The organism is Polyangium mundeleinium, assembly GCF_028369105.1.
Classification (GTDB): Bacteria; Myxococcota_A; Polyangia; order Polyangiales; family Polyangiaceae; genus Polyangium; species Polyangium mundeleinium.
Genome location: NZ_JAQNDO010000001.1, coordinates 1,524,128 through 1,547,879, shown reverse-complemented (window position 1 = coordinate 1,547,879; position 23,752 = coordinate 1,524,128). Strand labels below are relative to the sequence as shown.

The following is a 23,752-nucleotide window of genomic DNA, read 5'->3' as shown; positions in this document are numbered from 1 at the left end:
CGACTTCCCCGCCCCTCGTGGCCCAGCGCAAAGGCCGTGCCGCTCGCGCGTCAGCCAGGACAAACAACCAAAAGCCACCTGAAAAGTGGGAAACTTGCCGATCACCCCCTGGATTTGCCGGCCCAACTTCCAGAAGAGCCGCTCGAGGTAACCACTTTTTCGATTTTTCGGGCTCTCGGCACCACCTCCCCCACCCGTAACCCTGCGAAAACACGTCGGGCTCCCCCTCGGAGACCCCCTCGACGTCGACCCGCCACAGGTTCCAGGTGGACCCACCCGCAAAATACCAGTGGCTTTCCACCGGCCCCGAGCGGCTCATCAGCGGCTTTGTAGCGGCTTTTTTGCAGATCGGGGTCCTCGAGCCGGCGATTCCAGCGACAGCGGAGCGGCAGCTTACTTCTTGGAGTGTCCCGATCGCGGGGACGTAGACGACGGCCCCGCTATCCGTTTCGTGGACGGAGCCGGGGGCACCGAGGGCAACGCTGGGGCGGTGAGGAGCTCGGCGCGCTTCCCCGAAGTCGGGGCCGACGAGGACGCGATGCTCGGCGGGGGCTCGGCGCGCTTCTTCGACGTCGGGGCCGATGGAGCTCGCGAACGGGGGGCAACGCTCGGCGGGGGCTCGGCGCGCTTCTTCGAGCTCGGGGCCGACGGGGCTCGCGAACGGGGAGCGGCGCTCGGCGGGGGTTGCTTCTTGCTGGCCTTCTTCCCGGCCTTCGACGCTTTCCAAGCGCGCCAAAACTCCTCCAGCGCCTTTCGCACCAAGTCGTTCACGAACCGCCCGAGAGGCATCTTTTTCTTCGCGGAGACCGTCAAGGCATCGTCGTACACGTCGACATCGAAGTGGATTGTCGCCCGCACGGTCTTGCGCCCGTCCTTCCGCTGCTCGGCTCGCTTCTGCACTTCACGACGCATATCCACCACTCCAGTGCGACCGTCCATACACATTAAGCTGACAGCGGAAGGCCCGTCAAGAGGTCGCCGAGGCCTGCAGTTACACTGTTACTGCACGCTACCGCTGGCGCGTTCGTCCTTCCGAACCGAAAAACACGGGGTTCACTGCGCCCTGCTGCACGCGTGTCGGGCGTGGGGGGCCAAAAGTACCGCAGAACACCGAGATGGCAAAAGTTTGACGGTTTGACCGCGCACAGAACATCGACGCAATTCTGAACCCCGCCTCGGTGCCCGGATAAACCCAGAAACAGCATCGAACCGGCCTCGAGCTGCCAGCCGACACGACGACCGAGGGGGCCGAAATCACATGATTTCGGAAGGGGGTCTAAAAATTATGACAAACCAGACATGGGCAAATCCCCGGGCAATTTGCGATCGGGCCCCTGAGAGATGGGCTAAAAGGCCCCTCGAGTGAGCCCCTGGAGGAGCTGCGAATTTACAACAGGCCCATGTCCGAAAGCTGATTAGTTTCAGCGTCTTAACTTAGCGCGCGGAAATTTTTGGCGTCATGACGCCAGGGACTTTCTTTGTAGCGGCCATTGCGCCATTCAGCATTTCGATACACACATTCCAGAACGCCATGAAGAAGAAAGAGCCGGACGACGAGCTCGACGGGACCCCTCCGTCCGCCGAGCAGGAAGCCGAAGACTATGGAGGGCACCCTCTATTTCCTCGACCGGAAACCGAGAGCGGCCCGGATCGCCGCCGCTTCGACATCATCCAGTTGCACCGCTGGTACGGCCCCAAGAACGAATACTACGAGCGCTGTCCGCGCGACTTCCTGGGCTCCGAGCTGCGGAGCTTGGAGCAGATCGTCGAGATGTTCGGCGGCCAGTGTACCTATCAGGCCATCGCGAAGTGCAGCAGTACGCATCGTTACCAGGCGCACTCCGAGAAGTGGTACGTCGACGGTCCGGCACGAAAGCCCTTTTACGAGGAAGCTCGGCGTACTCCGCCTTCCCAACCGGATCCCAATGCTCCTTATGGGCAGGGGCCGTGGGGGCAACCGCCCGGCGCGCCGCCGTGTGGGCCGCACGCGGGCCCGTATCCCGGGTATCCGCCGCATTACTACCCGCCTCCGCATGCTCCACCTGCGCCTCCACCCCAGCAGCAGACCATGGACATCCTCGGCTTGATGCAACTCTTGCTCGATCGGGACGCGAAGACTCGAGCGGCTGAAGTTCAAGCCCGAGCGCAAGTCGAGGTTGCTCAGCTTCAATATCAGCAGTCGCTCCTGAAGCTCGCGACGGAACGGCCCAATGGATTGGAGCAGGCGCGCGAGATCTTCGAGTTCACGAAGAGCGTGCAGCCCCCCACGCCCCGCGAAGACTCGGGTCCGTGGAAGGAGGCATTCGAGGCGATGAAGGACGCGAAGGTGCAGGGTGGCGGGGAGAAGGGCGACGAGTTGTCCTTGGCGACCCTGGCCCCGCTCTTGACCGGTCTTGTCGACCTCATGAAATCGAGGCGTGCGGAACCGCAGGCCCCGCAACCGCCCGCGCCGCGGCCTGCGCCGGCTCCCGAGCCGGCTCCGCAACCGCCGGTATTCGATCCGGCGACGGGCGCGGTTTACGTGTTCGTGCCCGGAGTCGGGCACTGCAGAGTGGTGGATCCGGCCACCGTGCAAGCCGTCCAGCAACAGCAGCGCGTCGCCACGCCCGCGCCGCCCGCGCCGCCCGCGCCCCAGCAGCCGTTCGCGCAGCCCCCGCAGCCGTTCGCGCAGCCCGCGGCCCAGCAGCCGTTCGCGCAACCCACGCCCCAGCAGCCGTTCGCGCCGCCCGCGCCCCGGCAGGCCGTCGCGCAGCAGGTGCCGGCGGTGGCTTATCCCCAGCCGCAACCCGTCGCGCAGCCGCAGCCCGCCGCGCCGCCCGCGCCGCCTGCGTACCCCCAGGCGCCGCCCGTCGTGCAGTTGGCCCCGCCGCCGGCGGCGTATTCGCAGCCGCAGCCGGCCGCGCACCCGGTGAACGACACGTATCCGCCGCCTCCGGTCACCACCCAGGCGCCCTCGCCGCAGTTCGTGCCGCGTGGCCTGCAGCCGTGGGGTCGGGTTGGCGAAACGCCCGGTGCTCGTTCGGATGACCCGTCGCAGCTCCTCTCAACCGCATTGGCGTCGATCCCGAACGGACTGCCGTCCGACTTCGAGCAAACCGTCAGGGAGGCAATGGGCTCGCCCATCGCACAATCGATCACGAGCCATCCGAAGTTCAAGTCGATTCACGACGCTGCCAGCAAGGGCGAGCTGACGGCGGAAGAAGCGCAGGAGCAGGCGCTGACCTTCCTCAAGCGTGCGGTGGGAGGTGAATCGTGATCCGCGTCGGCGTGGTCCACTTTCCCTCGAACCTGGAGAAAGCCAGGTTCATGGCGGCGGGAAGCGTGGCGGATCTCCGCTTGCCGGAGGTACAGCGCTGGGCTGCCGTATTCCGCAAGTTGCCGCTCGTCGAGCGCCCAGCTGCGATCCTCAAGTTCTGCCAGTATGCAATCGACTATGTGCGCGATCCGCGTCGTGAAGTGCTCGAGGACTCGGCCGTCACACTCCTGCGGGGATATGGCGACTGCGACGCGAAGGCGCGTGTCTTCGTGGCGCTCTGCCGTGCGAGCGGCGTGCCCGCCCGTGAGCATTGCGTGCGGCCCGCGCAGGACTTCCCGCACATCCTCGCCGAGGTGTGGGTAAACGGGCGGTGGCGCCGTGTTGATCCGACGATCCTCAATTCGTCGATCGACCGCATCCCGCCGTCGTCGACGGCCATCACGAACTACTGGTGACGCCATGAAGAAGTACCTACCGCCGCTTCGATGTGTCATCTGCCATCGCCGCAGGCCGCGAATTTGCGGTGGGTTCTGCTCGTGCGGCGCGTCCAGCTGGGAGCTCGAGCCGCACGAGCCCCCGGCCGGCATCGTGGTCGACTCCCTCGACGTGTCGTTCGAGCGGTTGCGTCCCATGAAGTTTTCCTCCGTGCTTTCCGAGGCACTTGGCGGCGTGGTCCTCGGCTTGAAAATCCTCGTGGGCGGTTCGCCGGGCGCGGGGAAATCGACGCTCTGCGCGGAGCTCGCATCGCAGATCGCCGAGGAGCTCGACGGGGAGGGCTACTGGCTCGACGGCGAGCAAAACAAGACGCTCGTCCAGGAGCTTTTCCAGCGGACCGGTTCGTCCTCGAGCCGGATCAAGCTCGTGGGCCGCCGGCAGAAAGCCGGGGCGAAGATCGGCTGGCGTGAAGCCCTGCAGGCGATTCCGTCCTATGCCGCGGTGGTGATCATCGATTCGCTCCAGCGCTGGGCTACGAGCGTCGCGGAGCAAACGCTGCTGCTCGAGCAGCTCTCTGCCATGCCGCACACGGTGCTCGTTGTCTCACACTTCAACAAGGCAGGGCAGTTCGCGGGCCGCATCGGCAATGAGTACGACGTCGACGCCACGGCCATCGTGAAGCCGAAGTGCATCGAGGTCACGAAATGCCGGTGGACGCTCTGTCCCCGCGTCGTGCCTCGGCCTGTCATGGCGATGGAGGAAGGTGCCGGATGAACACCCGTCTGCAGCCCCTCCGCATCAACTCGCTCCTCGCCCAGGCACTCGGCGGATTCGTTCCGGGATCGAAGATGCTCATCCTCGGCCGTCCCGAAACGGGCATGGCGATGCTTTGCGCAGAGCTCATCGTCAAGATGGTCCCGGCGCTGCGTCAGGGCGCGTACTGGTTGGATGCGGCACGCAACCCCTCTGCCATCTTCGGGCTCGTCGACCATATACCCTTCGGCTTTTCGCGGTTCGGCGTCGTAAATCCGGTCGAGGATTGCGACCCAACTACCATCTGGCGGGAGGTGCTGAACAACGAAATGCGCCGTGGAGCTATTGTCGTCGTCGACTCGCTCGAGCGTTGGGCATCCGGCCCTACCGAACAAGAAGCGTTGGTCGAGCAACTCGCGATGAGGCCGGATACGGGCTTCGTGCTGTCGTACGCCGACCAGAGGCCTGAGCTCGCACAGATCTTCGACGCCGTGGCAACCGTGAATTCGGATTGCATCGAGGTGACACAATGCAGGTGGACGCCAGGTCCCCGCGTGGTCTCTCGGCGGCCCATGACTACCGAGGAGGTCGCATCTCGCGACGAACACAAACCGCAACAACGCAAAGGAGGCACGGGATGAAAGCCATCACGTTGTCATACGATTCCGGGGGCTGGGAAACCGGCAACCCGGAAGGCGAAGGAGAGGCGCCAGCCGAAGACACTGGCGACTTCATGGACACGCTCGCATCGCTCTTCGGCGGTGGAGGCAGTAACAACGGTTCGCCCGGGGGCGGCAGCCTCGGGGAGAGCCTGGGTTCGCTCGCGGGCGCGGGGCTTGGAAGCCTCGTCGGTCCCGCTGGCACGGCGATCGGCGCGGGACTCGGAAAGGTGGTCGGCGGCGGCGTCGAGCGCATCGTGAAAGTGCAGACGACGCGAGCTGGTCCGGCGTCGCGAGGCCCGAAGCGGCCTTCGCGAAACGAGCAGCGGATTCTCGCAAATGGTCAGGAGATGACGAGGCGCACGGGAAACCCGGCATATGCCGAGGAGGCTTCGCTCCGCGTCTATCGGCCTGCCGAGTACCGGCGCCGACGCGCCGCAGGCACCTTGCCGACGCAGGGCCTTCCGCCTCCGTCGTCGCGCGCGCCTTCGCAGCTTCCGCCGCCCTCTCGACCGCGGATCACGTTTCCAATGATGGCCCCGCAGCTCGAGCAGGAACGCAGGGCCGAGCCGCCCGTCTTCGACACGTTCGACGAGGAATACAACGAAACCGCGGCTCCGGATCCGAGGCCGCGCCCCATGCGGCATACCTCGGTCACGCCGCTGCCGCGCGAATACATGGAGACGCTCGTCCGCGACGTTCCGGCCGTCAAGAGCCTGGATCCGCGCCTCCTGCGTCTCGCCTCCGGCACGGTGAGCGTCGCACGTGACGTCTCCGGCGTCGATCCCTCGACAGGCACGTATCACGCGTTGCCCGGAGAAACGCCGCACGGAATCACGAAGAAGCTCACCGGACAGGTCGAGCGCGTCGCCGAGTTGCTCGCGGCGAACCCGGGCAAACAGGAGTCGTCGCCGGTGTGGAACATCCCGCCGGGGTGGCTCGTTTACGACCGTGAGACGGGCGCGCTGGCGACGGCGCGCAAGTACGTCGTCCAGCAGGGCGATTCGCCGTTCTCCATCGCGAAGAAGCTCGGCGCGAGCGCCAGGCCGAAGTGGTTCTCCGAGCTCCGCGCGGCAAATCCACAGAAGCCCGTCAAGAACGGCAACTTCGTGTCGCTCCACGCGGGCGAGGAGCTCGGCGTTCCCGACGACTGGCCCGAGAATCCGCTGGCGGTTCCGGTCAGCGGCGCGGCGCCTCCGTCGCAGAGCGCGCCGGCCTCGCAATCTCCTTCGTCGTCCTCGACGCCGCAGCTCCCGGCTCCGGCACCGAGCCCGGGCCTCCCCGGCCCGGGGCAGAATTCAACGATGGATCCGGGCGCGATCCTCCAGGTGCAGCTCATGCTGTCGCGCTGGGGGCGGCGGAACCCAGCGGCGATCAATCCGAGCGATTTCGGTAACACCTACGATTTCACCTCGACGATGACGCCGCGCACCGTGCAGGCAGTGCAATCGTTCCAGCTCTGGTGGAATCGCGAGCGGCCGCTTCGACCGCTCCGCATGGATGGCACGCTCGATAACGACACGATGGCTGCGATCAAGGAAGCCGAGCAAGTCGCGGCCAACTATCCGCAGATTCCGGGCATGCAGGTGCCGTCGCCGCCGCAGCCGGGCCAAACCACGCAGCAGTACCCGTTCCCGCAGTCCCCCCCGCCGGGGTGGCCGCCCAATCTCCCGTGGCCTCCCTTCCCGGTTCCGGGCCAAACGGCGCCGCAGCAACAGCCGGCTCCGCAGCAACAGCCCGTTCCGCAGCAACAGCCGGCTCCACAACAGCAGCCGAGCCAGACGGCGCCGCAGTACCCGTTCCCGCAGTCGCCGCCCCCGGGATGGCCGTCCAATGTCCCGTGGCCACCACTTCCGATTCCCGGGCAAACGGCGCCGCAGCAACAGCCGGTCCCCCAGCAGCAACAGCCGGTCCCCCAGCAGCAACAACAGCCGGCACCTCAGCAGCAACAACCGGCGCCGCAACAGGCCCCGCAGCAGCCGCAATGGCCCTACGGTTGGCCATGGGGATGGCCGTGGGGCTATCAGCCGCAGCAGCCGGCCCCGCAGCAGCAACAACCGGCTCCGCAGCAGCAACAGCAACCGGTCCCGCAGCAGCAGGCTCCGGTGCCGCTGCCGTTTCCGTTTCCGAATCTGCCGCCGTGGTTCGCGATGCCCCACATCCCGAGCATCTCGAAGACCCAGGCGCCCGCGCCCACGCCCGCGCCAACGGCGCCGACGGCGACGAGCTCGGCCCTCCCGCCCTTCGACGCGCACATGCCCGAAGATCAACGGCAAATCCTCAGCCATATCCTGCAGAACGAGACGCGCGTCGAGGCCCTCATCATGGCCGCGAACATGTACGACGCCATGGGTTATCCGTTGGCCGGACAAGCATGCCGCGCTAGAGCCGTCGCACTCGCGGCGATTCTCGATTCGCACATGCCGGAGGACCTGCGGCAGATCGTTCGGAGCATTCTCCAAAACGAGACCCGCGCGGATTCTCTCGACTGGGCAGCGAACGTATATGAGGCCATGGGTTATCCCATGGCTGCACAGGCGCTTCGCAGCCGCTCGCAGTACCTGAAGGCGGTGCCGCCTGGTCAGCAGCAGGTGCCCGCGCCGATGCCGGCCCCGGTACCGTACCCGGCGCCCGTGCCGGCTCCGGTACCGTGGTTTCCGCCGTCACCGGTGGACACCGAGGAGCAGCCGCCGATCTGGACGTACCCCGAAAATCCGGCGGACGGCAATGTGCAAACTGCGGGGAACGATTCGTCCTTGATGCCGATGCTCGCCCTGGTGGGAGCCGGCCTGGCGTTCACGTGATCGAATAGGGGACCGGTGTCGTCATGCTGTTGTTCTTTCCTCCCTCGTGGTGGTGGAGATGGTGGCAAAAGGCGCAGGAGTCCAAGCCGCAAGGTGATGCCCCTGCGCCTGCGCCGCAGCCTGGCATGCCGGCGCCGGTCCCCGCTCTCTTTCGCTGGATTCATCGAGACCAGAATCTGCCCCATGTGACGATGGCAGCGCTCGAGACCGCAAAGGCTGGGACGTGGATGGAGCTCGATGCCGCGACGCGGAAGCGCCAGTTTCGAGCGTTCGTCCTGCTTTCCCTTCGCGTCGCTCCGCTCACGTCGAGCGACTTGCCGCTCGGTGAGCTCGGTGCTCACCTTTTCAGCTCACAGGAGCGCAATGCCGCGGGATCGGCGGTTGCGCGGACCCTCGTCCTCCTTGTGCCCGGAAATGTGCGCGTGCAATCGGATGTGGTGACAGAGGGGGCTTTACCCGCGGTCGGCGTTGTGGAAACGGGACTGGCGCCCGCCCTCGTCGTCGTACTCGTGACCGCGTGCGCCGTGGCTGCGGCCTACCTCGGCAGCATGGGCGTCGAGGCCATCCACGCCGTGAACTTCAACGACGAGGTCACCAAACGAATGCTCGCAACGCAGGCAAGGGTGCTCGAAGTGCTCTCGCTCCACGTCGAACGGGAGCGAATTGCTGGACACGAACTGCCCTTCGACGAGACCGAGCGCGCACTCCTGCACTCGCTCGAAGATACGCAGCGACGCCTGGCGACGTTGCAACGCAAGCCCCTGCCGACGCCGTTCGCGGGGGCCACTGAATTCGTACGGTCCGCGGCGACGTCCATTCTGCCGTTGGCCGGCATCATTCTCCTCGCGATGTACTTCCTGAACCAACCCCAACAACGGAGGTCATGACCACATGGCAAAACGAACGAGGAACATTGTCCGCGTGGACCGCAGCATGGTCGCGGTGCCCCGCGCCCGGCTGCCTCGCCTGAAATACAGACGTCGATCGATGATGCGAGAGGCTGGCAAGGGCATTCTGTACATGGCCGGTGCTGGCGCCGTCGTCGCTTTGCTCGCGAACCTCGACGACCTCAAAAACAGCAAGGAGGCCAAGGACCATTGGTGGCTCGTGCCGATGGCGGTGCTCGTCATCGGATACATGCTGCGCAGGCGCGGCAATCCATACGCGACGGCGGTGCTCGCCGTGGGCGGCGCGCTCTTCGCGCTCGGGTATGCGGCGCAGTCGAAGGCCGCGCAGGCCCAGCCCGCGCAGCAGCAGGTCCCGAAGCAGCAGTTCGCGCCGAAGAAGGAGACGGGCGCGCCATTCGCCATGGGCAGCCCGCCGCCCATGGGCCAGCTGCCCGACGGTGGCCTCTGGGTTCAGGCGCCCGATGGGCAGTACGTGCGCCTCTCGCGCGCACAGGCAGGGACCGTCAACGAGTTCGTGAACCGCGTCATTCAATCGTCCGCTGCGCGACGTGCAGCGTGAACAGCAAAGGAGGAAGCATCATGACGCATAACATCGACCCAGGGAAGGTGCAGAGCGTTCTCGATATCTTCGACCGCATGGACGCGGAGAACGAAACCGCGGCTCCGGACGACGATCCCGACTTCGACGACACCGCCGGCCCCGATGACCTCGACGACGACGTCGCTGGCGCCGAGCTCGACGCGGAGGAGGGCGATACCGGCGACATACGCGCGCTTCAGCGCCGAGGCCGTCACCAGATTTCGCTCGAGGAAGCGCGCGCGCTGCAAATGCGTGCGCGCCAGCGCGGGCAGCGCGTCGGAGCGAAGAAGGTGCAGGCCAAGGTGAAGAAACGCGCGCCGGTGCCGAGGTTGCAGCTCCCGCCGAACATGGTGCCGCCCCAGGCTGGGACGAAGCAGCTCTTCGACAAGTGGAAGAACAAGAAGGAGCCGTTCGTCGTGCGGCAGGAGGGCCATTATTACGCCGTGACCGAGATCCGTTGCATCTGCGAGGGTACGCCCAAGAATGCGTGGTGCAGGATCCCGGCGGGACAGTATCGGTTCTTCGATCGCGCGGTCGGCGACGACATCACGTTCCTCGGCACCGTCTCCGGGCAGGTGACGACGAACCTCACCAACCTGCAGCGCCCCTCGAAGACGACCTACAACGAGCAGGACTTCCTCATTCGTTCGATCACGATGCAGGAGGCGGGACTCCGCGTCCGGTACGACGCGGCCGACATCGCGCAGATCCCGAACGTCGGCGCGGCCGAATCCGTTCTCGCGGGCCGGGCGTGGCTGTGGGATGACGCGGGCGCGTTCCTGCCGAAGGAGATCTTCCACGACTACTCCGGCGAGAACCTTCTCTACCGCGCACTCCGGCGATCGGGCGTCTTGTTCTTCAATTGGGACAAGCGCCGCACGGGCGGCAACGGCACGACGCGACAGGTGCTCGTCGATCACCTCCGCAACGTGCCGGATACCAAGGTGAAGAGCCTCTCGCGCACGTCCGGCGGGGCGCCCGTGTTGCCCGTGCCCGATGGGTACATCTTCACGGACAACCCCGAGCGGAGCGAGGAGGGCGCGTTCTCGGCAGTGATCATGGTCCACGAGGACATCGCATTTCCGATCAAGCCTATCGAAATCGGCGGCATGGCTTCGCCGATCAAGCCGGTGGAGATCGGTGTCTACATCCAGCTCTCGCTCAATGGCGTGAGCTTCGAGCATGCGAAGCGGGCCCAGGCCATTTCGGCGTGATGTCCCGGTAACGAAGAAACGGTGATGATATGAGCGTGGCTGAGATCGACAGCGAGAAGGCGATGAACATGGTCGAGGTGAGCCCCAATGGGCGGTCGAACCATTGCGTCATCATCATGGAGCAGCCTCCTCTCGATGGGGAAGAGCCGGCTCCGCGCTGGCGCGTCTCTGCCACGCTTACCTTGCGGGATGATGTGTTGGGGCCCGAGCCGATCCAGGCCGATCTGCCCGTGGTCGTCATCGGGCCCCTCGTCCACAAGCGGCAGATCATGGCGGTCGCCAGGTACCCGGGCCTCGTGGCGCATTGGTCGTTTCGCTTCGAGAGCGATTACGGCAGGGCGAAGGCACGGGTGTGGTTGCACCCAGGCGGCTCCGCGATGGGGGAGTGTGGCATCTTCGTCGTGGCGCACGAGCCGGTTTGATCGTCGGGAGGTACGCATGGATAAGTGGCTGCCCAACGAGCGCTGGTATGACAACTTGGATGTGCTCGGTAGCGACTATTATCAGAGCACGCCTGGGATCCACCTCGACCCTGGCATGGATCCAAGTTGGCGGATGGCGTTCCGAACATTCATCGAGCGCCTGAACGATCTCCCGACGATTCTCTTCTGGGTGAACACGTTCGAGAAAGCGGGGCATGCCTATGCTGCGCAGACGCTGCGTGACCGCGCGCATGCGCTCACGGTGCCGCTGGACATGCCGCAAGACAAGCAACCCATGGTTCGATGGCTCCTGATGGACGAGACACGTCCCGCGTATCTCGTCGAGGCCGCCAAAGAGTACGAGGCCAAGGGTTACGGAGCGGCGGGAAACGTCCTGCGAGATCGAGTGGCGCTTCTTCGGATCGCGCGCCGGAGAGTGGTCCCGGCGCCGGAAATCGTGTCACCGTGGATACCGAGGCCTTCGGGGACATCGTTGATCATTGAACCGTGGTTTGACGATCTCGATGTGCTTGGGAGCGAGGATTACCAGAATAACCCAGGACTCCACTATGAGAAAGCCATTCAAGGCACCGCTGCGCTCGATCTCATGGTCAAGGCCGCGAGCTACGATCTCGGGCAGGTCCTGCGGTGGGCGAAGGAGTACGAAGCTGCCAAACTGCCTGTCGCTGCGCAGGCAATGCGGGATCGTGCGGCCACCCTTCTGCTGCCGTTCGACCTTGGGATGTCCCAGGCAGAGCAAAACTATGCCCAGGTCCACTTCCAGTACGAGACGCGCCCCCTCATGCTAATCGAGGCTGCTCGGAATCTCGAGGCGCACGGGCATGAGCTTGCCGGGAATGCACTGCGTCAGCGGGCCGCCCTGCTGCGCGTGGCCAGTCGTCGGCGCCAGCCGTCCACCGAAATCGTGTGGCCGTGGCAAGGGCTTCCCGAGGGGCCCAAGCCGCAGCCGGTGCAACCGCGATCTTGAAAGGAGGGAATCGTGGATCCGGTAGGGCTTCGCTCCGAGATTCTGAATGCATGGCCCCTCGCGGTGGGGTCGCAGCGGATTACGCCGCCCGAGCTGCAGGCCGTCGAGGCGGTAGTCGCTCGGACGGGATGGCCGATCCCGGACGCGTTGCGCCGACTGTACAGGGAGCCGGTGACGGCGAAAGCGTTGAAGTGGGGCGAGATCGGTGCGGTGGCCGAGGCGCTGAAGTGGCGGAAGTGGCTGCCGGTGCCGGCGCCTGACGTGCTGTGGGAGCGAAAACGAGAGATGGCGCGGAAGATGCGCGAGCCCGTGTGGGTGCCGGTGGCGCACGTGGAGTTCGAGGAGGCGCCGGAGCGGATTCTCACGGTGGAGGGGTGGCTCTCGCTCGAGGATGAGTATCTGCCGCGCGTATGCGCGGGCGAGCATTTGCGAGCGCATCCGGAGGCGAAGGCGGCGATCGTGATCGCCGCGAGGACGTTCGTGCTGCGGGCGATGCGGGATCATCCGACGCTCGGGCGGACGACGCCGGTCAAGAATGGTGAGGTGTTCCAGGTGTTCTCGCGGGGGGCGAACGAGGAGTGCGTGGCGGCGGCGGCGCGGACGAGGGGGTTCGTCATGCGGTATGGGGGACGGCTGATCCTGGCGAACCACGTCGCGGGGGCGCCGTGGCGGGAGGATGGGTCGCGGGGGTTCGATGCGTCGGGCACCGAGAAGTACGTGACGTATAACTATGGGCGGAGCGGCGCCGATGTCATTCCGACACGGCTCGCTTTAACGTCGCACCCCGGGAATCGAGGGTGTCTCAGCCAAAACGGAGCGCATTGGCTCGGGGAGCATGGATTCGACTGCGAGGCGATCCTGCGGTTCTTCTACGGGGAGGATGTCGAGATCGTGCAGCTCGGGACGCGTCACGGCGGGCGCGTGACGGGGTTCGTCGGGCTCGTGGCGCTCGGGGCGTTTGGGCTCGGCGTGGTCGGGCGGTAGCCGCGGAGGAAGGGAGGAGCCATGGCGCAACGAATCGTGCAATGGTGCCAGGGGGAGCCGAGCCCGCGGACGAGGCGCGGGCGGGGAAAATCTTGGTGGTCGCGACGTCCTACTCGCTTTGGCGCCAGAGCAGTGTCACGGAGCTCATGCGGCCCCATGCAACCGAATGCTCGACAAGCTCGCCCCGTGCACGAGAACCAAGCCATGCAGAAGCCCGCACCTCTTCTGGCTCATCAGGGGCAGTGCGACCCGCGGCAATGTCATGCGCAAGTGTTGCTGAATCAACGGGCATCCCGCGAGCCGGCGTGGGGCCGAAATCAGGATTGCCAATTGACCAACTCACCCGGCCTTTCTCAGTAACCACGATCGCGCAAGCCTCCGGCGTTAGCTCGACGAATCGCAGTGCGGCAGCAACGAAGCTAACTTGGAACGTGTCTGCAAGCGCGCATGCGTGTTTAAGAGAGGGCTCCTTCACGTCGCAGCGGGGCTCGACAAGCTTTTGTGGCAGAAGCAGCTCTACCGCGAAAGCATTGGCTTCGCCTTCTCGGGACTGATCTCGAGCCTGAAGGTCCTCACCTGTGCAGAGATCCAGGGCATCGTTACCTGCATGAAGCTCGTGGTGTCCGAGCTCATGGGCTATTGCGAAGCGCCGCTGTCCACCCGTCAGTTTCGAGGACGCGGCGATAATGGCTCCGTTATTGGCTTTCACGAGACGCGCAAGCGCGCCGTCCATGGGCCGGTCCATGACGATCGCGCCGCGCATGTACGCGATCGTGTCGATGGATGCCAGCAGGGGCGTCGTGAGCTTTAGCTCTGCAGCGACGACGCGAGCCTTCGCCGCACCGACTGCTCGCTCTACCCGGCGAGTCATCCTATCCCTGTTCCTTGTCGAATAGCAATTCGTACTCTTCGACAAGGCGGTTCAAGTCATCTTCCGACAGCTGATCCAGCTTGTGAAAATGGGCCTCCATCGGGGCCCCGATTCTACCGCGCATTTCACGAAGTCGTGATCGTGCCTGCTCCGATGTCAAACGCTTAGGCGGACCGAGTCTGCGTTCGAGGTCTGCGCGAGCAGCGGCTAATTTTTGCTCTGCAGCCACAAACTGCGCTCGCTGGGCATCGGCATGCGCGGCCTCGACACGAGCGCGCAAACGCGACGCCAATCGTTTGATGTTGACGCCGGTTTCACGAGCTGCCTCTCGTACCTCCTCTGCCGCAAGGGGAACGTCGGCGAGGGTTCGATCGACCAGCAATGCGAGGTCCATCTCGGTATCCGGGGCCTTGCGCTTCATGTGGTAGCCTCGATTTTCGATCGTGTATTCTCGGCGTGCAACCGGCGGTCTATTTTGCGCAGACCCACGTTGATACGGTCGACAGGTAGCCCCAGATGCTCCGCCATGTCCGCAGGCTTGTCAAAGCCCTCCAACCATAGATCCACGATCTGGCGTAAAAGTGGATCGTCCGATGCAACCTCGTACAGAAGCCTCTCTACGTGTTGCGCCCACTGCTTTTGCTCCAGCAGCTGCTCGGGGGTCGGCACGAAGGTGTCGGCGATCGGTTGGCCGTCGAACTCCTCGCGAGCGACGTTCTCCTTGAGCTTCGAGAGGTTGTCCACCTCGCTTCGTATGCACTCGAACAAGTGCTGCCGAAGCGAATGGTTGCTTGCGCGCGACCACGGGCGAACACCCGAGATGACTTTTTCCACGACACCGTAAACGAAGTCTTCGCTCCCTGATGCCGTCCCGAGCGGGTTGCTTCCGGCCCAGCGCTTGCGGTTCGCGACTCTCTTCGCATGGAGGCTGAGTGCCGCCGCCAGTTCCTCGTACTGGGACTCGGTCATGGCGCGCAGTTCGTCGATCGCGTCGTTCGTCATCTCCACATCGTAAGCTTGCCACCGTTGTCGTCGGGCCGTCCAGACCATCTGAGTCGTCAACCGGCTGACGACTCGAGGGGGCGGGCACCGAGGGCGCTGCTGAACAAGAGTGCAGACGCCCTGCCAGACCTGCTGCTCATCCGCCGGAAATCGCCACCCCTCGAGAAAAATTCGTACTCCGTGACCAGAACCGCGCCGTCGTCAGCAGCATGGGGGCGGAGTCGGTGTTTTTCCGGCTCCACCCCCGCCCGAGGGGGTCGTCTTCACCGAGGAAGAAAGGACCGAGATGGCCAAGTACATCGGCTGCGTAGAACACGAGGACGGGCGCATCAAGAAACTGCGCGTGTACGAGTCCAAGGAGTGGAAAACCAAGGACCGGAAGACCGTGGTCTCGGAAATCGATGACTCGAAGACCGAGTACTACACCTGGTACTACAATCCGAAGACGGAGAAGTACGAGTCCGGTTCGCGGGTGAACGTCGTCTGGGTGAACCGGGTCGCGTTCTTGAGGACGGACCGGAACAACTACGCTGCCGACAACCTGGGGTCCCTCCCAGCCCTCGATCGGTGCCCGTTTTGAGAGACAAGTCCGCAGGAATGCGCGCGCTGGTCGCGCTGGAGGTTAGCAAGATGAGCAACAAGCCGAAGACCGTCCCCGTCGACCCGCACCGGAGGTCATCCCCGTCCCCGGTGCCACCTGGGGGGCGCGACTACCCCAAACCCGGCCCGAAGACGGTACCCGTGGATCCGCACAGGCGCTCGCCGCCGACGCCCCATCCGCCGCCCACGAAGACGAAGTAACGCCGACCCTTCGCTGCGCTGTTGCCGAACCCATGGACAACGGCGTGCCATCTCTGTAGTGTTGGCAACATGCGATCCCTGCGTCGCTCGACTCGCGCGGCGGTGCTCGTGGCTCTCGTGCTCGGGTGCGGGTTCTCGGGCGGCTGCTGCGGCCTCGGCAGCGACGACTCGAAGCGCCGCCGGCCTGAGCCCGTGACCACGGAGTACGCCCCGTCGCAGCGTTCCCGGGAAGCGAAGGCCGAGGAGCAGCAGCTCGCCGAGCGCCGCGCGAGGTACGCCGCGATGGCGCCCGCGCAGCTTGAATCCGCGCTCGAGGGCGCGTGCATGGGGACCTCATGCGACGCGGAGACCACGAAGCTCATCCTCGCCGCCGCCGCCACCACGCAGGAACGCACGAAGCTCGAGCGCAAGCTGACGGCCCTGGAGGCCGCCGCCGCCGCACGCCAGCGGTCCAAGGCGGCGCCGCCGCGCCGTCAGGAGCCGGCCTCGACACACCCGGCCCAACCCGCGCCCCGCCCAGAGCCTGCGGGGCGCGTCTGCTGCTGCGATGGGACCGTGTCTCCGACCTGCACCACGGTGCATCGGGGCTGCTGCTCCCGGCACGGCGGCGTGTGCGCATGTAACTGAACAAACTCGCACACGATCCCCTCTTGCACGCCGATCCGGTCCGGACGATCCTCCCGCGCGCATGCTCCCCCTCACCCCGGCCCGAAAGCGGACCGCCCTCGACGCCCTCCCGGTAGCCCGCCTCCGCGAGCTCGTCACCGCCCTCGGCGTCGACACCCCAGATCGTCGATCGAAGGACGGTCTCCTTCACGCCCTCGAAGAGCCGTTCCTCGGCGTCCTCGTCCAGCTCAAGCGCGACGAGCTCAAGGCGATGTGTGAGGCCCTCGGGCTCGACACCTCCGGCAAGGTCAAGGACGAGATCATCCAGCGCATCCTCGGCGAAGACGCACTCCCGGCCGTCGACGTCGTCCCCGCAAAGCCGGAACCTGCTCCCCGCCCTGCTGCCAAACCGACGATGAAGACCGCTGCCACCACAAACGATGCCACGCTCCACTGGATCGCCAATTTCATCTGGGGAATTGCCGACGACGTGCTGCGCGACCTCTACGTGCGCGGCAAGTACCGCGACGTCATCCTGCCGATGACCGTCTTGCGGCGCCTCGACACGCTGCTCGAGCCCACCAAGGCTGCGGTCCTCGACATGAAGGCCAAGCTCGACAAGGCCGGGATCGTCCACCAGGACGAGGCCCTCCGGCAAGAAGCAGGGCAGGCGTTCTACAACACCTCGCAGTTTACCCTTCGCGATCTCAAGGCCCGCGCGAGCCAGCAGCAGCTCAAAGCGGATTTCGACGCGTACCTCAACGGATTCTCGCCGAACGTGCAGGATATCCTGGAGAAGTTCGAGTTCCGCAACCAGATCCCGCGCCTTTCCAAGGCCGACGCGCTCGGCACACTCATCGAGAAGTTTCTCTCGCCTGATATCAACCTTAGCCCCAATCCCGTGCTGAATGGCGACGGCTCGGTAAAACAGCCGGGTCTCGACAACCACGCGATGGGCACGATCTTCGAGGAACTCGTCCGTCGTTTCAACGAGGACAACAACGAAGAGGCGGGCGAGCACTGGACCCCGCGCGACGCCGTGAAGCTCATGGCGAACCTGATCTTCCTGCCGATCGCCGACCAGATCGAATCGGCACCGTATCTCCTTTACGACGGAGCCTGCGGCACGGGCGGGATGTTGACGGTCGGCGAGGAGACGCTGAAGGAGCTCGCCGAGAAGCGTGGCAAGCAGGTCACGACGCATCTGTACGGCCAGGAAATCAACGCGGAGACCTACGCGATCGCGAAGGCCGACCTTCTCCTCAAGGGCGAGGGCGACGCGGCGGACAACCTCGTCGGCGGGCCCGAGCATTCGACGCTCTCGAACGACGCTTTCCCCTCGCGGGAGTTCGACTTCATGCTCTCCAACCCGCCCTACGGGAAGAGCTGGAAGAACGATCTCGAGCGAATGGGCGGCAAGGACGGTGTGAAGGATCCGAGGTTCGTGATCCAGCACGGCGGCGATCCGGAGTACTCGCTGCTCACGCGTTCGAGCGACGGGCAGCTCCTCTTCCTCGTCAACATGCTCTCGAAGATGAAGAGCAAGACGAAGCTCGGGAGCCGCATCGCCGAGGTCCACAATGGCAGCGCGCTCTTCACCGGGGATGCGGGGCAGGGCGAGAGCAACATCCGCCGCTGGATCCTCGAGAACGACTGGCTCGAGGCCATCGTCGCGTTGCCGCTGAACATGTTCTACAACACGGGGATCGCGACGTACATCTGGGTGCTCACGAATCGCAAGCCCGCGCATCGGGTGGGCAAGGTGCAGCTCATCGACGCGACGCAGTGGTTCAAGCCGCTGCGCAAGAACCTCGGCAAGAAGAATTGCGAGCTATCGGAGGACGACATCCAGCGGATCTGCGACACTTTCCTCGCGTTCAAGGAGACCGAGCAATCGAAGATTTTCCCCAAGGAAGCCTTCGGATACTGGAAGGTAACCGTGGAACGACCCTTGCGGCTTCGAGGAATCGACCCAGGGCGCATGTATAGTCCGAAGGAGCTCAAAGCCTTGCGCGACAGCGCCGAGCAGGACGAGACTGCTCCGGCCGTGCTCAAGAGGGTCCACAAGGCAGGCAAGGTCGAAGCCAACCCGCTGCACGGGTTGTTTCCTGCGACGATCGACGGGAAGAAGTGCATCGTCGAGTACGAGCCTGACAGCGATCTGCGCGATACGGAGCAGGTGCCGCTGCTCGAGCATGGCGGCATCGAGGCGTTCCTGCGCCGGGAGGTGCTTCCGCATGCGAAAGATGCCTGGTATGACCCGGCGAGCGTGAAAATTGGGTACGAGATCAGCTTCACGCGGTGCTTCTACAAACCGCAGCCGCTTCGCTCACTGGAGGAAATTCGAAGGGACATCCTGGCGGTCGAGAAGGAAACCGAGGGGCTGTTACACGAGATCGTCGGGGGAAGCTGGTCGTGTTAGAAGAGCTCAAGCCCTACGCGACCTACAAAAATTCCGGCGTCCCGTGGGCAGAACGAGTGCCGGACCATTGGGCGGTCGTACGCGGTAAGGTTCTCTTCTCCGAGTCTTGTCTCCCTGTACGCGAACTCGATGAAATCGTGACGTGTTTCCGAGACGGTCAGGTCACGCTTCGACGAAACCGGCGGGCCGGCGGTTTCATGATCGCGTTGAAGGAAGTTGGATATCAAGGTGTCCGCAAAGGACAACTGGTTATCCATGCGATGGACGCGTTCGCGGGGGCTGTCGGTGTGTCGGACAGCGATGGCAAGTGCACACCGGAGTATATCGTATGCAACCCCAGGAACGAGGACTATGTGCCTGGGTACTTCGCGTCGAGCTTGAGAATAGCTGCTCAATCTAAATTCATCGAGGTCACCTGCCCGGCTGTTAGAGAGCGTGCCCCGCGCCTGAGATATCCTGACTTCGGGACAATGCTGTTCCCGGTGCCGACGGTCGCAGAGCAGCGCGCGATCGTGCATTTCATTGAATACATGAGCCGCCGTGTTCGCCGCTATGTCGCCTCTAAGAAAAAGCTGGTTACACTTCTGAACGAACAGAGGCAGGCCATCGTCCACCGAGCCGTGACGCGCGGGATTGTTCCCAATGTGCAGCTTAAGCCCACGGGAATTGAGTGGCTGGGGGACGTGCCGGCCCATTGGCATGTCAAACGGTTGAAGTCTCTGGTGACGGAAGCAGTGGCTGGTCCATATGGCGCAACCTTGACTAAGGCGATGTACACCCGCGAAGGATATCGCGTCTATGGCCAGCAGCAGGTCATCCCCGACGATTTTACAGTAGGTGACTACTACATCTCTTCAGAAAAGTACGCTGAGATGGAGCGGTACCGCGTAATGCCTCACGATGTCTTGGTGAGCGTCATGGGCACCGTCGGGCGCGTCGCTGTCGTTCCTGAATCTGCTGAACCAGGAATCATCAATCCACGCCTCGTGCGGTACCGACCAGACTTTGACCAAGTCAGCGCGCGGTATCTGCAGCTTGCCATGCAGTCTCCTCCATCGCAGGCACAGCTCACCGAAGGCGCAAAAGGCACGACAATGGAGGGACTGAACATGCAGATTCTGGGGAATCTCGCGATTCTCGTGCCACCGCTCCAAGAGCAAAATGCAATCTTGAATATGGTTCGCACGGAAACCCAGCTACTTCTGCGCGGCATCTCCTGCACGGAACGCGAAATTGCTCTCCTACGCGAGTATCGCACCCGCCTGATCGCCGACGTCGTCACCGGCAAGCTCGACGTCCGCGAGGCTGCCGCTCGTCTACCCGACGAGCACGAAGAGCCCGAACCGCTCGCCACCGATGCTCTCGACGATGGAGACGAGTCCCCCAACGATGCCGACCCCGAGGAGGCCGACGCATGACCACGGATACCAGCGAGAAGGGCCTCGAGCGCCTCATCGTCCGCGCCATGACCGGACGCACGGGCCTGCTCGAACCACCCCACGTGGCCACCGACACCGCCGTGCCGGTGGCAGGCGGCACTGGCTGGATCCTTGGCGACCCGGCCCATTACGACCGCGAGTTCGCCGTCGACCTCGTCCAGCTCCAGGGCTTCCTCCGCGCCACACAGCCCACCCTCGTCGAGCCTCTCTCCCTCGACACCGACGGTCCCACCCGCCGCAAGTTCCTCGCCCGCCTCCAAGGCGAGATCACCAATCACGGCGTGATCCACGTGCTCCGCCACGGCGTGAAGCACGGCCCGCTGCACATCGACCTCTTCTACGGCACGCCCTCGCCCGGCAACACGGCTGCCGCTGACCGCCACGCCCAAAACCGCTTCAGCGTCACGCCGCAGCTCCGCTACAGCCGCGACGAGACCCGGCGCGCCCTCGATCTCGTCCTCTTCATCAACGGCCTGCCGATCGCCACGTTCGAGCTCAAGAACAGCCTCACGAAGCAGACCGTCGCCGACGCCATCGAGCAGTACAAGCGCGACCGCCCCCCGTCCGAGAAGCTCTTCGCCTTCGGCCGCTGCGCCGTGCACTTCGCCGTGGACGACCACGAAGTGCAGTTCTGCACGCACCTGAAGGGCAAGGACTCCTGGTTCCTGCCCTTCAACCAGGGCTGGAACGACGGCGCCGGCAACCCGCCAAACCCCGACGGGCTCAAGACCGATTACCTCTGGAAGCGCATCCTTACGCCTTCCGGGCTGACCGATATCCTCGAAAACTACGCCCAGATCGTGGAACTTTCAGGCAAGAGCTCGGGCAAGAAGAAGTTCGCCCAGATCTGGCCTCGGTATCACCAGCTCGACGTCGTGCGAAAGCTCCTCGCGGATGCAGCGAAGCGAGGCGCCGGCAAGCGTTATCTGATCCAGCACTCTGCAGGTAGCGGCAAATCCAATTCGATTGCCTGGCTGGCGCACCAGCTCATCGGGCTACGCAAAGACGGCGTGGTCGTTTTCGACTCGATCATCATCGTCACCGACCGCAAGGTCCTCGACCAGCAGATCCGGGACACGATCAAGCAGTTCGCGCAGGTCGGCGCGACCATCGGCCACGCCGAGCACTCGGGGGACCTTCGCAAGTTCATCAGCGAGGGGAAGAAGATCATCATCTCCACGGTGCAGAAGTTCCCGTTCATCCTGAAGGAAATCGGGGACGAGCAACGGGGACGCCGGTTCGCGATTATCATCGACGAGGCGCATTCGAGCCAGGGAGGCAAGACCTCGGCGGCGCTCTCCATGGCGCTCTCGGAGGCCGGCGCCACGGACGACGACGAGACCGTCGAGGACGCGATCAACCGTCTGATGGAGTCGCGCAAGCTGCTCCCGAACGCGAGCTACTTCGCCTTCACCGCGACGCCCAAGAACAAGACGCTCGAGATCTTCGGGGAGCCGTACGATGCGGGGGGCGGCAAGGCGAAGCATCGGCCCTTCCATACCTACACGATGAAGCAGGCCATCCAGGAGCGATTCATCCTGGATGTGCTCGAGCATTACACGCCCGTTGCGAGCTATTACAAGCTCATCAAGCGCGTCGACGACGACCCCGAGTTCGACGCGAAGCGCGCGATGAAGAAGCTGCGCAGGTACGTCGAGAGCCACGAGCACGCGATCCGGCGCAAGGCCGAGATCATGGTCGATCACTTCCACTCCCAGGTGCTCGCGCAGAAGAAGATCGGCGGGGAGGCGCGCGCGATGGTCGTGTGCGACGGCATCGATCGGGCCATCCAGTACTTCCTCGCGATGCGGACGTACCTCGAAGAGCGCAAGAGCCCGTACCGCGCCATCGTGGCGTTTTCCGGGGAGCACGAGGTGGGCGGGAAAAACGAGACGGAAGCGTCCTTGAACGGATTCCCGTCGAGCCAAATCGCGGCGAAGATCGTCGAGGATCCGTACCGCTTCCTCGTCTGCGCCGACAAGTTCCAGACCGGCTACGACGAACCGCTCCTGCATACGATGTACGTCGACAAGGCGCTCTCCGACATCAAAGCCGTGCAGACGCTCTCGCGGCTGAACCGGGCGCACCCGCAGAAACACGACGTCTTCGTCCTCGACTTCATGAACGACGTCGCCACGATCCAGGCGGCATTCGCGGACTACTACCGCACGACGATCCTCGCCGAGGAGACCGATCCGAACAAGCTGCACGACCTGAAGGCCGAGCTCGACGCGTACCAGGTCTACGCGCCCACGCAGGTCGACGAGCTCGTCGCGCTCTACCTCGACGGGGCGGATCGGGACCGGCTCGACCCGATCCTGGATGCCTGCGTCGCCGTGTACAAGGACCAGCTCGACGAGGACGGGCAGGTGGACTTCAAGGGCAAGGCGAAAGCCTTCAACCGTACGTACGGGTTCCTCGCCTCGATCCTCCCCTACTCGAACGCAGCGTGGGAGAAGCTGTCCATCTTCCTGAACTTCCTCGTGCCCAAGCTACCCGCGCCGAAGGAGGAGGACCTGTCGAAGGGGATCCTCGAGACGATCGACATGGATAGCTACCGTGCCGAGAAGCGGGCGACGATGAAGATCGACCTGCCGGACACGGACGCCGAGATCGCGCCCGTTCCGACGACGGGCGGGGGGCGGAAGCTCGAGCCGGAGATCGACAGGCTTTCGAACATCATCAAGAGCTTCAACGACCACTGGGGGAACACCCAATGGGACAACCGGGATCGCATCGAGCGACTGCTCGGACATGACATCCCTGCGAAGGTAGCGTCGGACGCCGCCTACCAGAACGCGCAGAAGAACTCGGATAAGCAGAACGCGCGCATCGAGCACGACAAGGCGCTCGCGCGCGTGATGACGGCCGTCCTCAAGGACGACACCGAGCTGTTCAAGCTCTTCGTAGACAACCCGGACTTCAAGAGGTGGTTGTCGGATACGATCTTTGCTGCGACGTATCAGGCGGCGTAGGCCGCGCTCACGCTCCTGCCCTCGTCGCCCGCCACCGATCGGAGAGGACGACGAGGGCGGGTCCCTTTTCCCACGGGCTCACCCTTTCGAGCTACGGGGATCGTTCCCGTAGCTGTTCCTCTCGGAGATCGTCCCATCCTTGTTGTGGATGTAGTGCTCGGAGCCGTTCCTCCGCGCGATATCCCGTCCGGCATCCTGGGCGACCTGCTTGGTCTCGTGGTTGCTCACCGCGACACCGTTCACCTTGTTGGACCAGCCGCCCTTCGGGTTCGGGACCGTGTGCACGTCGTTCTTGCTGGGCATGATAGTCTTCGTCCTTTCTGGCGCTCGAGCGTCGAGACGCCTCGCTGTCAGCAATCCGGGAGATCTGCGAGGTTGTTCTTGACCGTCGCGTCACGGTCGGTCCGGAGGTACTTGCCGTTCGGGCCCATGACGACCCCCACCTCGGTGCGCACGTTGCCCGGCCAGACCACGTAGTAGGTGTGGAGTCCGGACTCGATGTCGCGGATCGCGTCCGCCTTCAGCCTCGGCGACCACGCGGTGCCCGGGTTACACAGGCTCGTGATGTCCCCGGAGCGATCCTTGCCCGTCTTCGTAACTTGGCGATCTGCCATGGGTTTTACCTCTTGACTT

21 protein-coding genes are annotated in these 23,752 nt (G+C 64.4%); 16 read left to right on the top strand and 5 right to left on the bottom strand.

The genetic code is table 11. The features are described from left to right. Positions 1-1,531: 1,531 nt before the first annotated feature. The 11 genes from POL67_RS06420 to POL67_RS06370 all read left to right on the top strand — a co-directional run bounded on the left by POL67_RS06420 (position 1,532) and on the right by POL67_RS06370 (position 13,003). Entirely contained in the window at positions 1,532-3,256 is a 1,725-nt protein-coding gene (locus POL67_RS06420; RefSeq protein WP_271916187.1) for a hypothetical protein, read from the top strand. Beyond that, positions 3,253-3,711, top strand: a complete 459-nt coding sequence (locus POL67_RS06415) for a transglutaminase-like domain-containing protein (RefSeq protein WP_271916186.1) — start codon at positions 3,253-3,255, stop codon at positions 3,709-3,711. Before POL67_RS06420 ends, POL67_RS06415 begins: the two co-directional genes overlap by 4 nt. Positions 3,712-3,715: 4 nt before the next feature. Further along, positions 3,716-4,465 carry a P-loop NTPase family protein gene (locus POL67_RS06410; protein ID WP_271916185.1) on the top strand — a complete coding sequence of 250 codons (750 nt, stop codon included), beginning with the start codon at positions 3,716-3,718 and terminating at the stop codon, positions 4,463-4,465. After that, a complete protein-coding gene (locus POL67_RS06405) occupies positions 4,462-5,085 on the top strand; it encodes a hypothetical protein (protein ID WP_271916184.1) in 624 nt (207 codons plus the stop codon). The genes POL67_RS06410 and POL67_RS06405 overlap by 4 nt, the downstream gene beginning before the upstream one ends. A gap of 695 nt (positions 5,086-5,780) precedes the next feature. Further along, positions 5,781-7,907 (top strand): LysM peptidoglycan-binding domain-containing protein, encoded by a 2,127-nt coding sequence (locus POL67_RS06400; protein ID WP_271916183.1) that lies wholly within the window; start codon positions 5,781-5,783, stop codon positions 7,905-7,907. A 191-nt stretch (positions 7,908-8,098) separates the two neighbouring features. Then, positions 8,099-8,794: a hypothetical protein gene (locus POL67_RS06395; RefSeq protein ID WP_271916182.1), complete on the top strand. Its 696-nt coding sequence runs from the start codon at positions 8,099-8,101 to the stop codon at positions 8,792-8,794. Positions 8,795-8,894: 100 nt separating this feature from the next. Next, on the top strand, positions 8,895-9,374 hold the full coding sequence (locus POL67_RS06390) for a hypothetical protein (protein ID WP_271916181.1): 480 nt from the start codon (positions 8,895-8,897) through the stop codon (positions 9,372-9,374). A gap of 20 nt (positions 9,375-9,394) precedes the next feature. Beyond that, positions 9,395-10,609 (top strand): hypothetical protein, encoded by a 1,215-nt coding sequence (locus POL67_RS06385; RefSeq protein WP_271916180.1) that lies wholly within the window; start codon positions 9,395-9,397, stop codon positions 10,607-10,609. A 35-nt stretch (positions 10,610-10,644) separates the two neighbouring features. Beyond that, positions 10,645-11,031 (top strand): hypothetical protein, encoded by a 387-nt coding sequence (locus POL67_RS06380; protein WP_271916179.1) that lies wholly within the window; start codon positions 10,645-10,647, stop codon positions 11,029-11,031. Positions 11,032-11,047: 16 nt separating this feature from the next. Further along, entirely contained in the window at positions 11,048-12,019 is a 972-nt protein-coding gene (locus POL67_RS06375; RefSeq protein WP_271916178.1) for a hypothetical protein, read from the top strand. A 171-nt stretch (positions 12,020-12,190) separates the two neighbouring features. Beyond that, entirely contained in the window at positions 12,191-13,003 is an 813-nt protein-coding gene (locus tag POL67_RS06370) for a hypothetical protein (protein ID WP_271916177.1), read from the top strand. Between the two features lie 109 nt (positions 13,004-13,112). Here the strand turns inward: POL67_RS06370 and POL67_RS06365 are convergent, their stop codons facing one another. From POL67_RS06365 to POL67_RS06355, 3 genes are read right to left on the bottom strand one after another with little or no spacing between them, the layout of a single operon-like run. Then, the gene (locus POL67_RS06365) at positions 13,113-13,874 is read right to left on the bottom strand and encodes an ImmA/IrrE family metallo-endopeptidase (protein ID WP_271916176.1); all 762 of its coding nucleotides are present in this window, start codon (positions 13,872-13,874) and stop codon (positions 13,113-13,115) included. 1 nt (position 13,875) lies between these two features. Then, entirely contained in the window at positions 13,876-14,295 is a 420-nt protein-coding gene (locus POL67_RS06360; RefSeq protein WP_271916175.1) for a hypothetical protein, read from the bottom strand. Then, on the bottom strand, positions 14,292-14,876 hold the full coding sequence (locus tag POL67_RS06355; protein ID WP_271916174.1) for a hypothetical protein: 585 nt from the start codon (positions 14,874-14,876) through the stop codon (positions 14,292-14,294). Before POL67_RS06355 ends, POL67_RS06360 begins: the two co-directional genes overlap by 4 nt. Positions 14,877-15,162: 286 nt before the next feature. On the opposite strand from POL67_RS06355, the gene POL67_RS06350 reads away from it, so the two are divergent. The 5 genes from POL67_RS06350 (at position 15,163) to POL67_RS06330 (ending at position 23,119) form a co-directional block, all read left to right on the top strand. Beyond that, complete coding sequence (locus tag POL67_RS06350) at positions 15,163-15,456, top strand: hypothetical protein (RefSeq protein WP_271916173.1); 294 nt, start codon at positions 15,163-15,165, stop codon at positions 15,454-15,456. A 290-nt stretch (positions 15,457-15,746) separates the two neighbouring features. Further along, positions 15,747-16,304 (top strand): hypothetical protein, encoded by a 558-nt coding sequence (locus POL67_RS06345; RefSeq protein WP_271916172.1) that lies wholly within the window; start codon positions 15,747-15,749, stop codon positions 16,302-16,304. Between the two features lie 61 nt (positions 16,305-16,365). Next, positions 16,366-18,705 (top strand): N-6 DNA methylase, encoded by a 2,340-nt coding sequence (locus tag POL67_RS06340; protein WP_271916171.1) that lies wholly within the window; start codon positions 16,366-16,368, stop codon positions 18,703-18,705. Continuing rightward, positions 18,699-20,123 carry a restriction endonuclease subunit S gene (locus tag POL67_RS53480; protein ID WP_271916170.1) on the top strand — a complete coding sequence of 475 codons (1,425 nt, stop codon included), beginning with the start codon at positions 18,699-18,701 and terminating at the stop codon, positions 20,121-20,123. The genes POL67_RS06340 and POL67_RS53480 overlap by 7 nt, the downstream gene beginning before the upstream one ends. Further along, a complete protein-coding gene (locus POL67_RS06330; RefSeq protein ID WP_271916169.1) occupies positions 20,120-23,119 on the top strand; it encodes a type I restriction endonuclease subunit R in 3,000 nt (999 codons plus the stop codon). The genes POL67_RS53480 and POL67_RS06330 overlap by 4 nt, the downstream gene beginning before the upstream one ends. A 78-nt stretch (positions 23,120-23,197) precedes the next feature. Here POL67_RS06330 and POL67_RS06325 read toward each other — a convergent pair whose 3' ends face one another. Both POL67_RS06325 and POL67_RS06320 read right to left on the bottom strand, forming a co-directional pair. After that, the gene (locus POL67_RS06325) at positions 23,198-23,422 is read right to left on the bottom strand and encodes a DUF2188 domain-containing protein (RefSeq protein ID WP_271916168.1); all 225 of its coding nucleotides are present in this window, start codon (positions 23,420-23,422) and stop codon (positions 23,198-23,200) included. Positions 23,423-23,469: 47 nt separating this feature from the next. Next, positions 23,470-23,733: a DUF3892 domain-containing protein gene (locus POL67_RS06320; RefSeq protein ID WP_271916167.1), complete on the bottom strand. Its 264-nt coding sequence runs from the start codon at positions 23,731-23,733 to the stop codon at positions 23,470-23,472. Between the last annotated feature and the right edge of the window lie 19 nt (positions 23,734-23,752).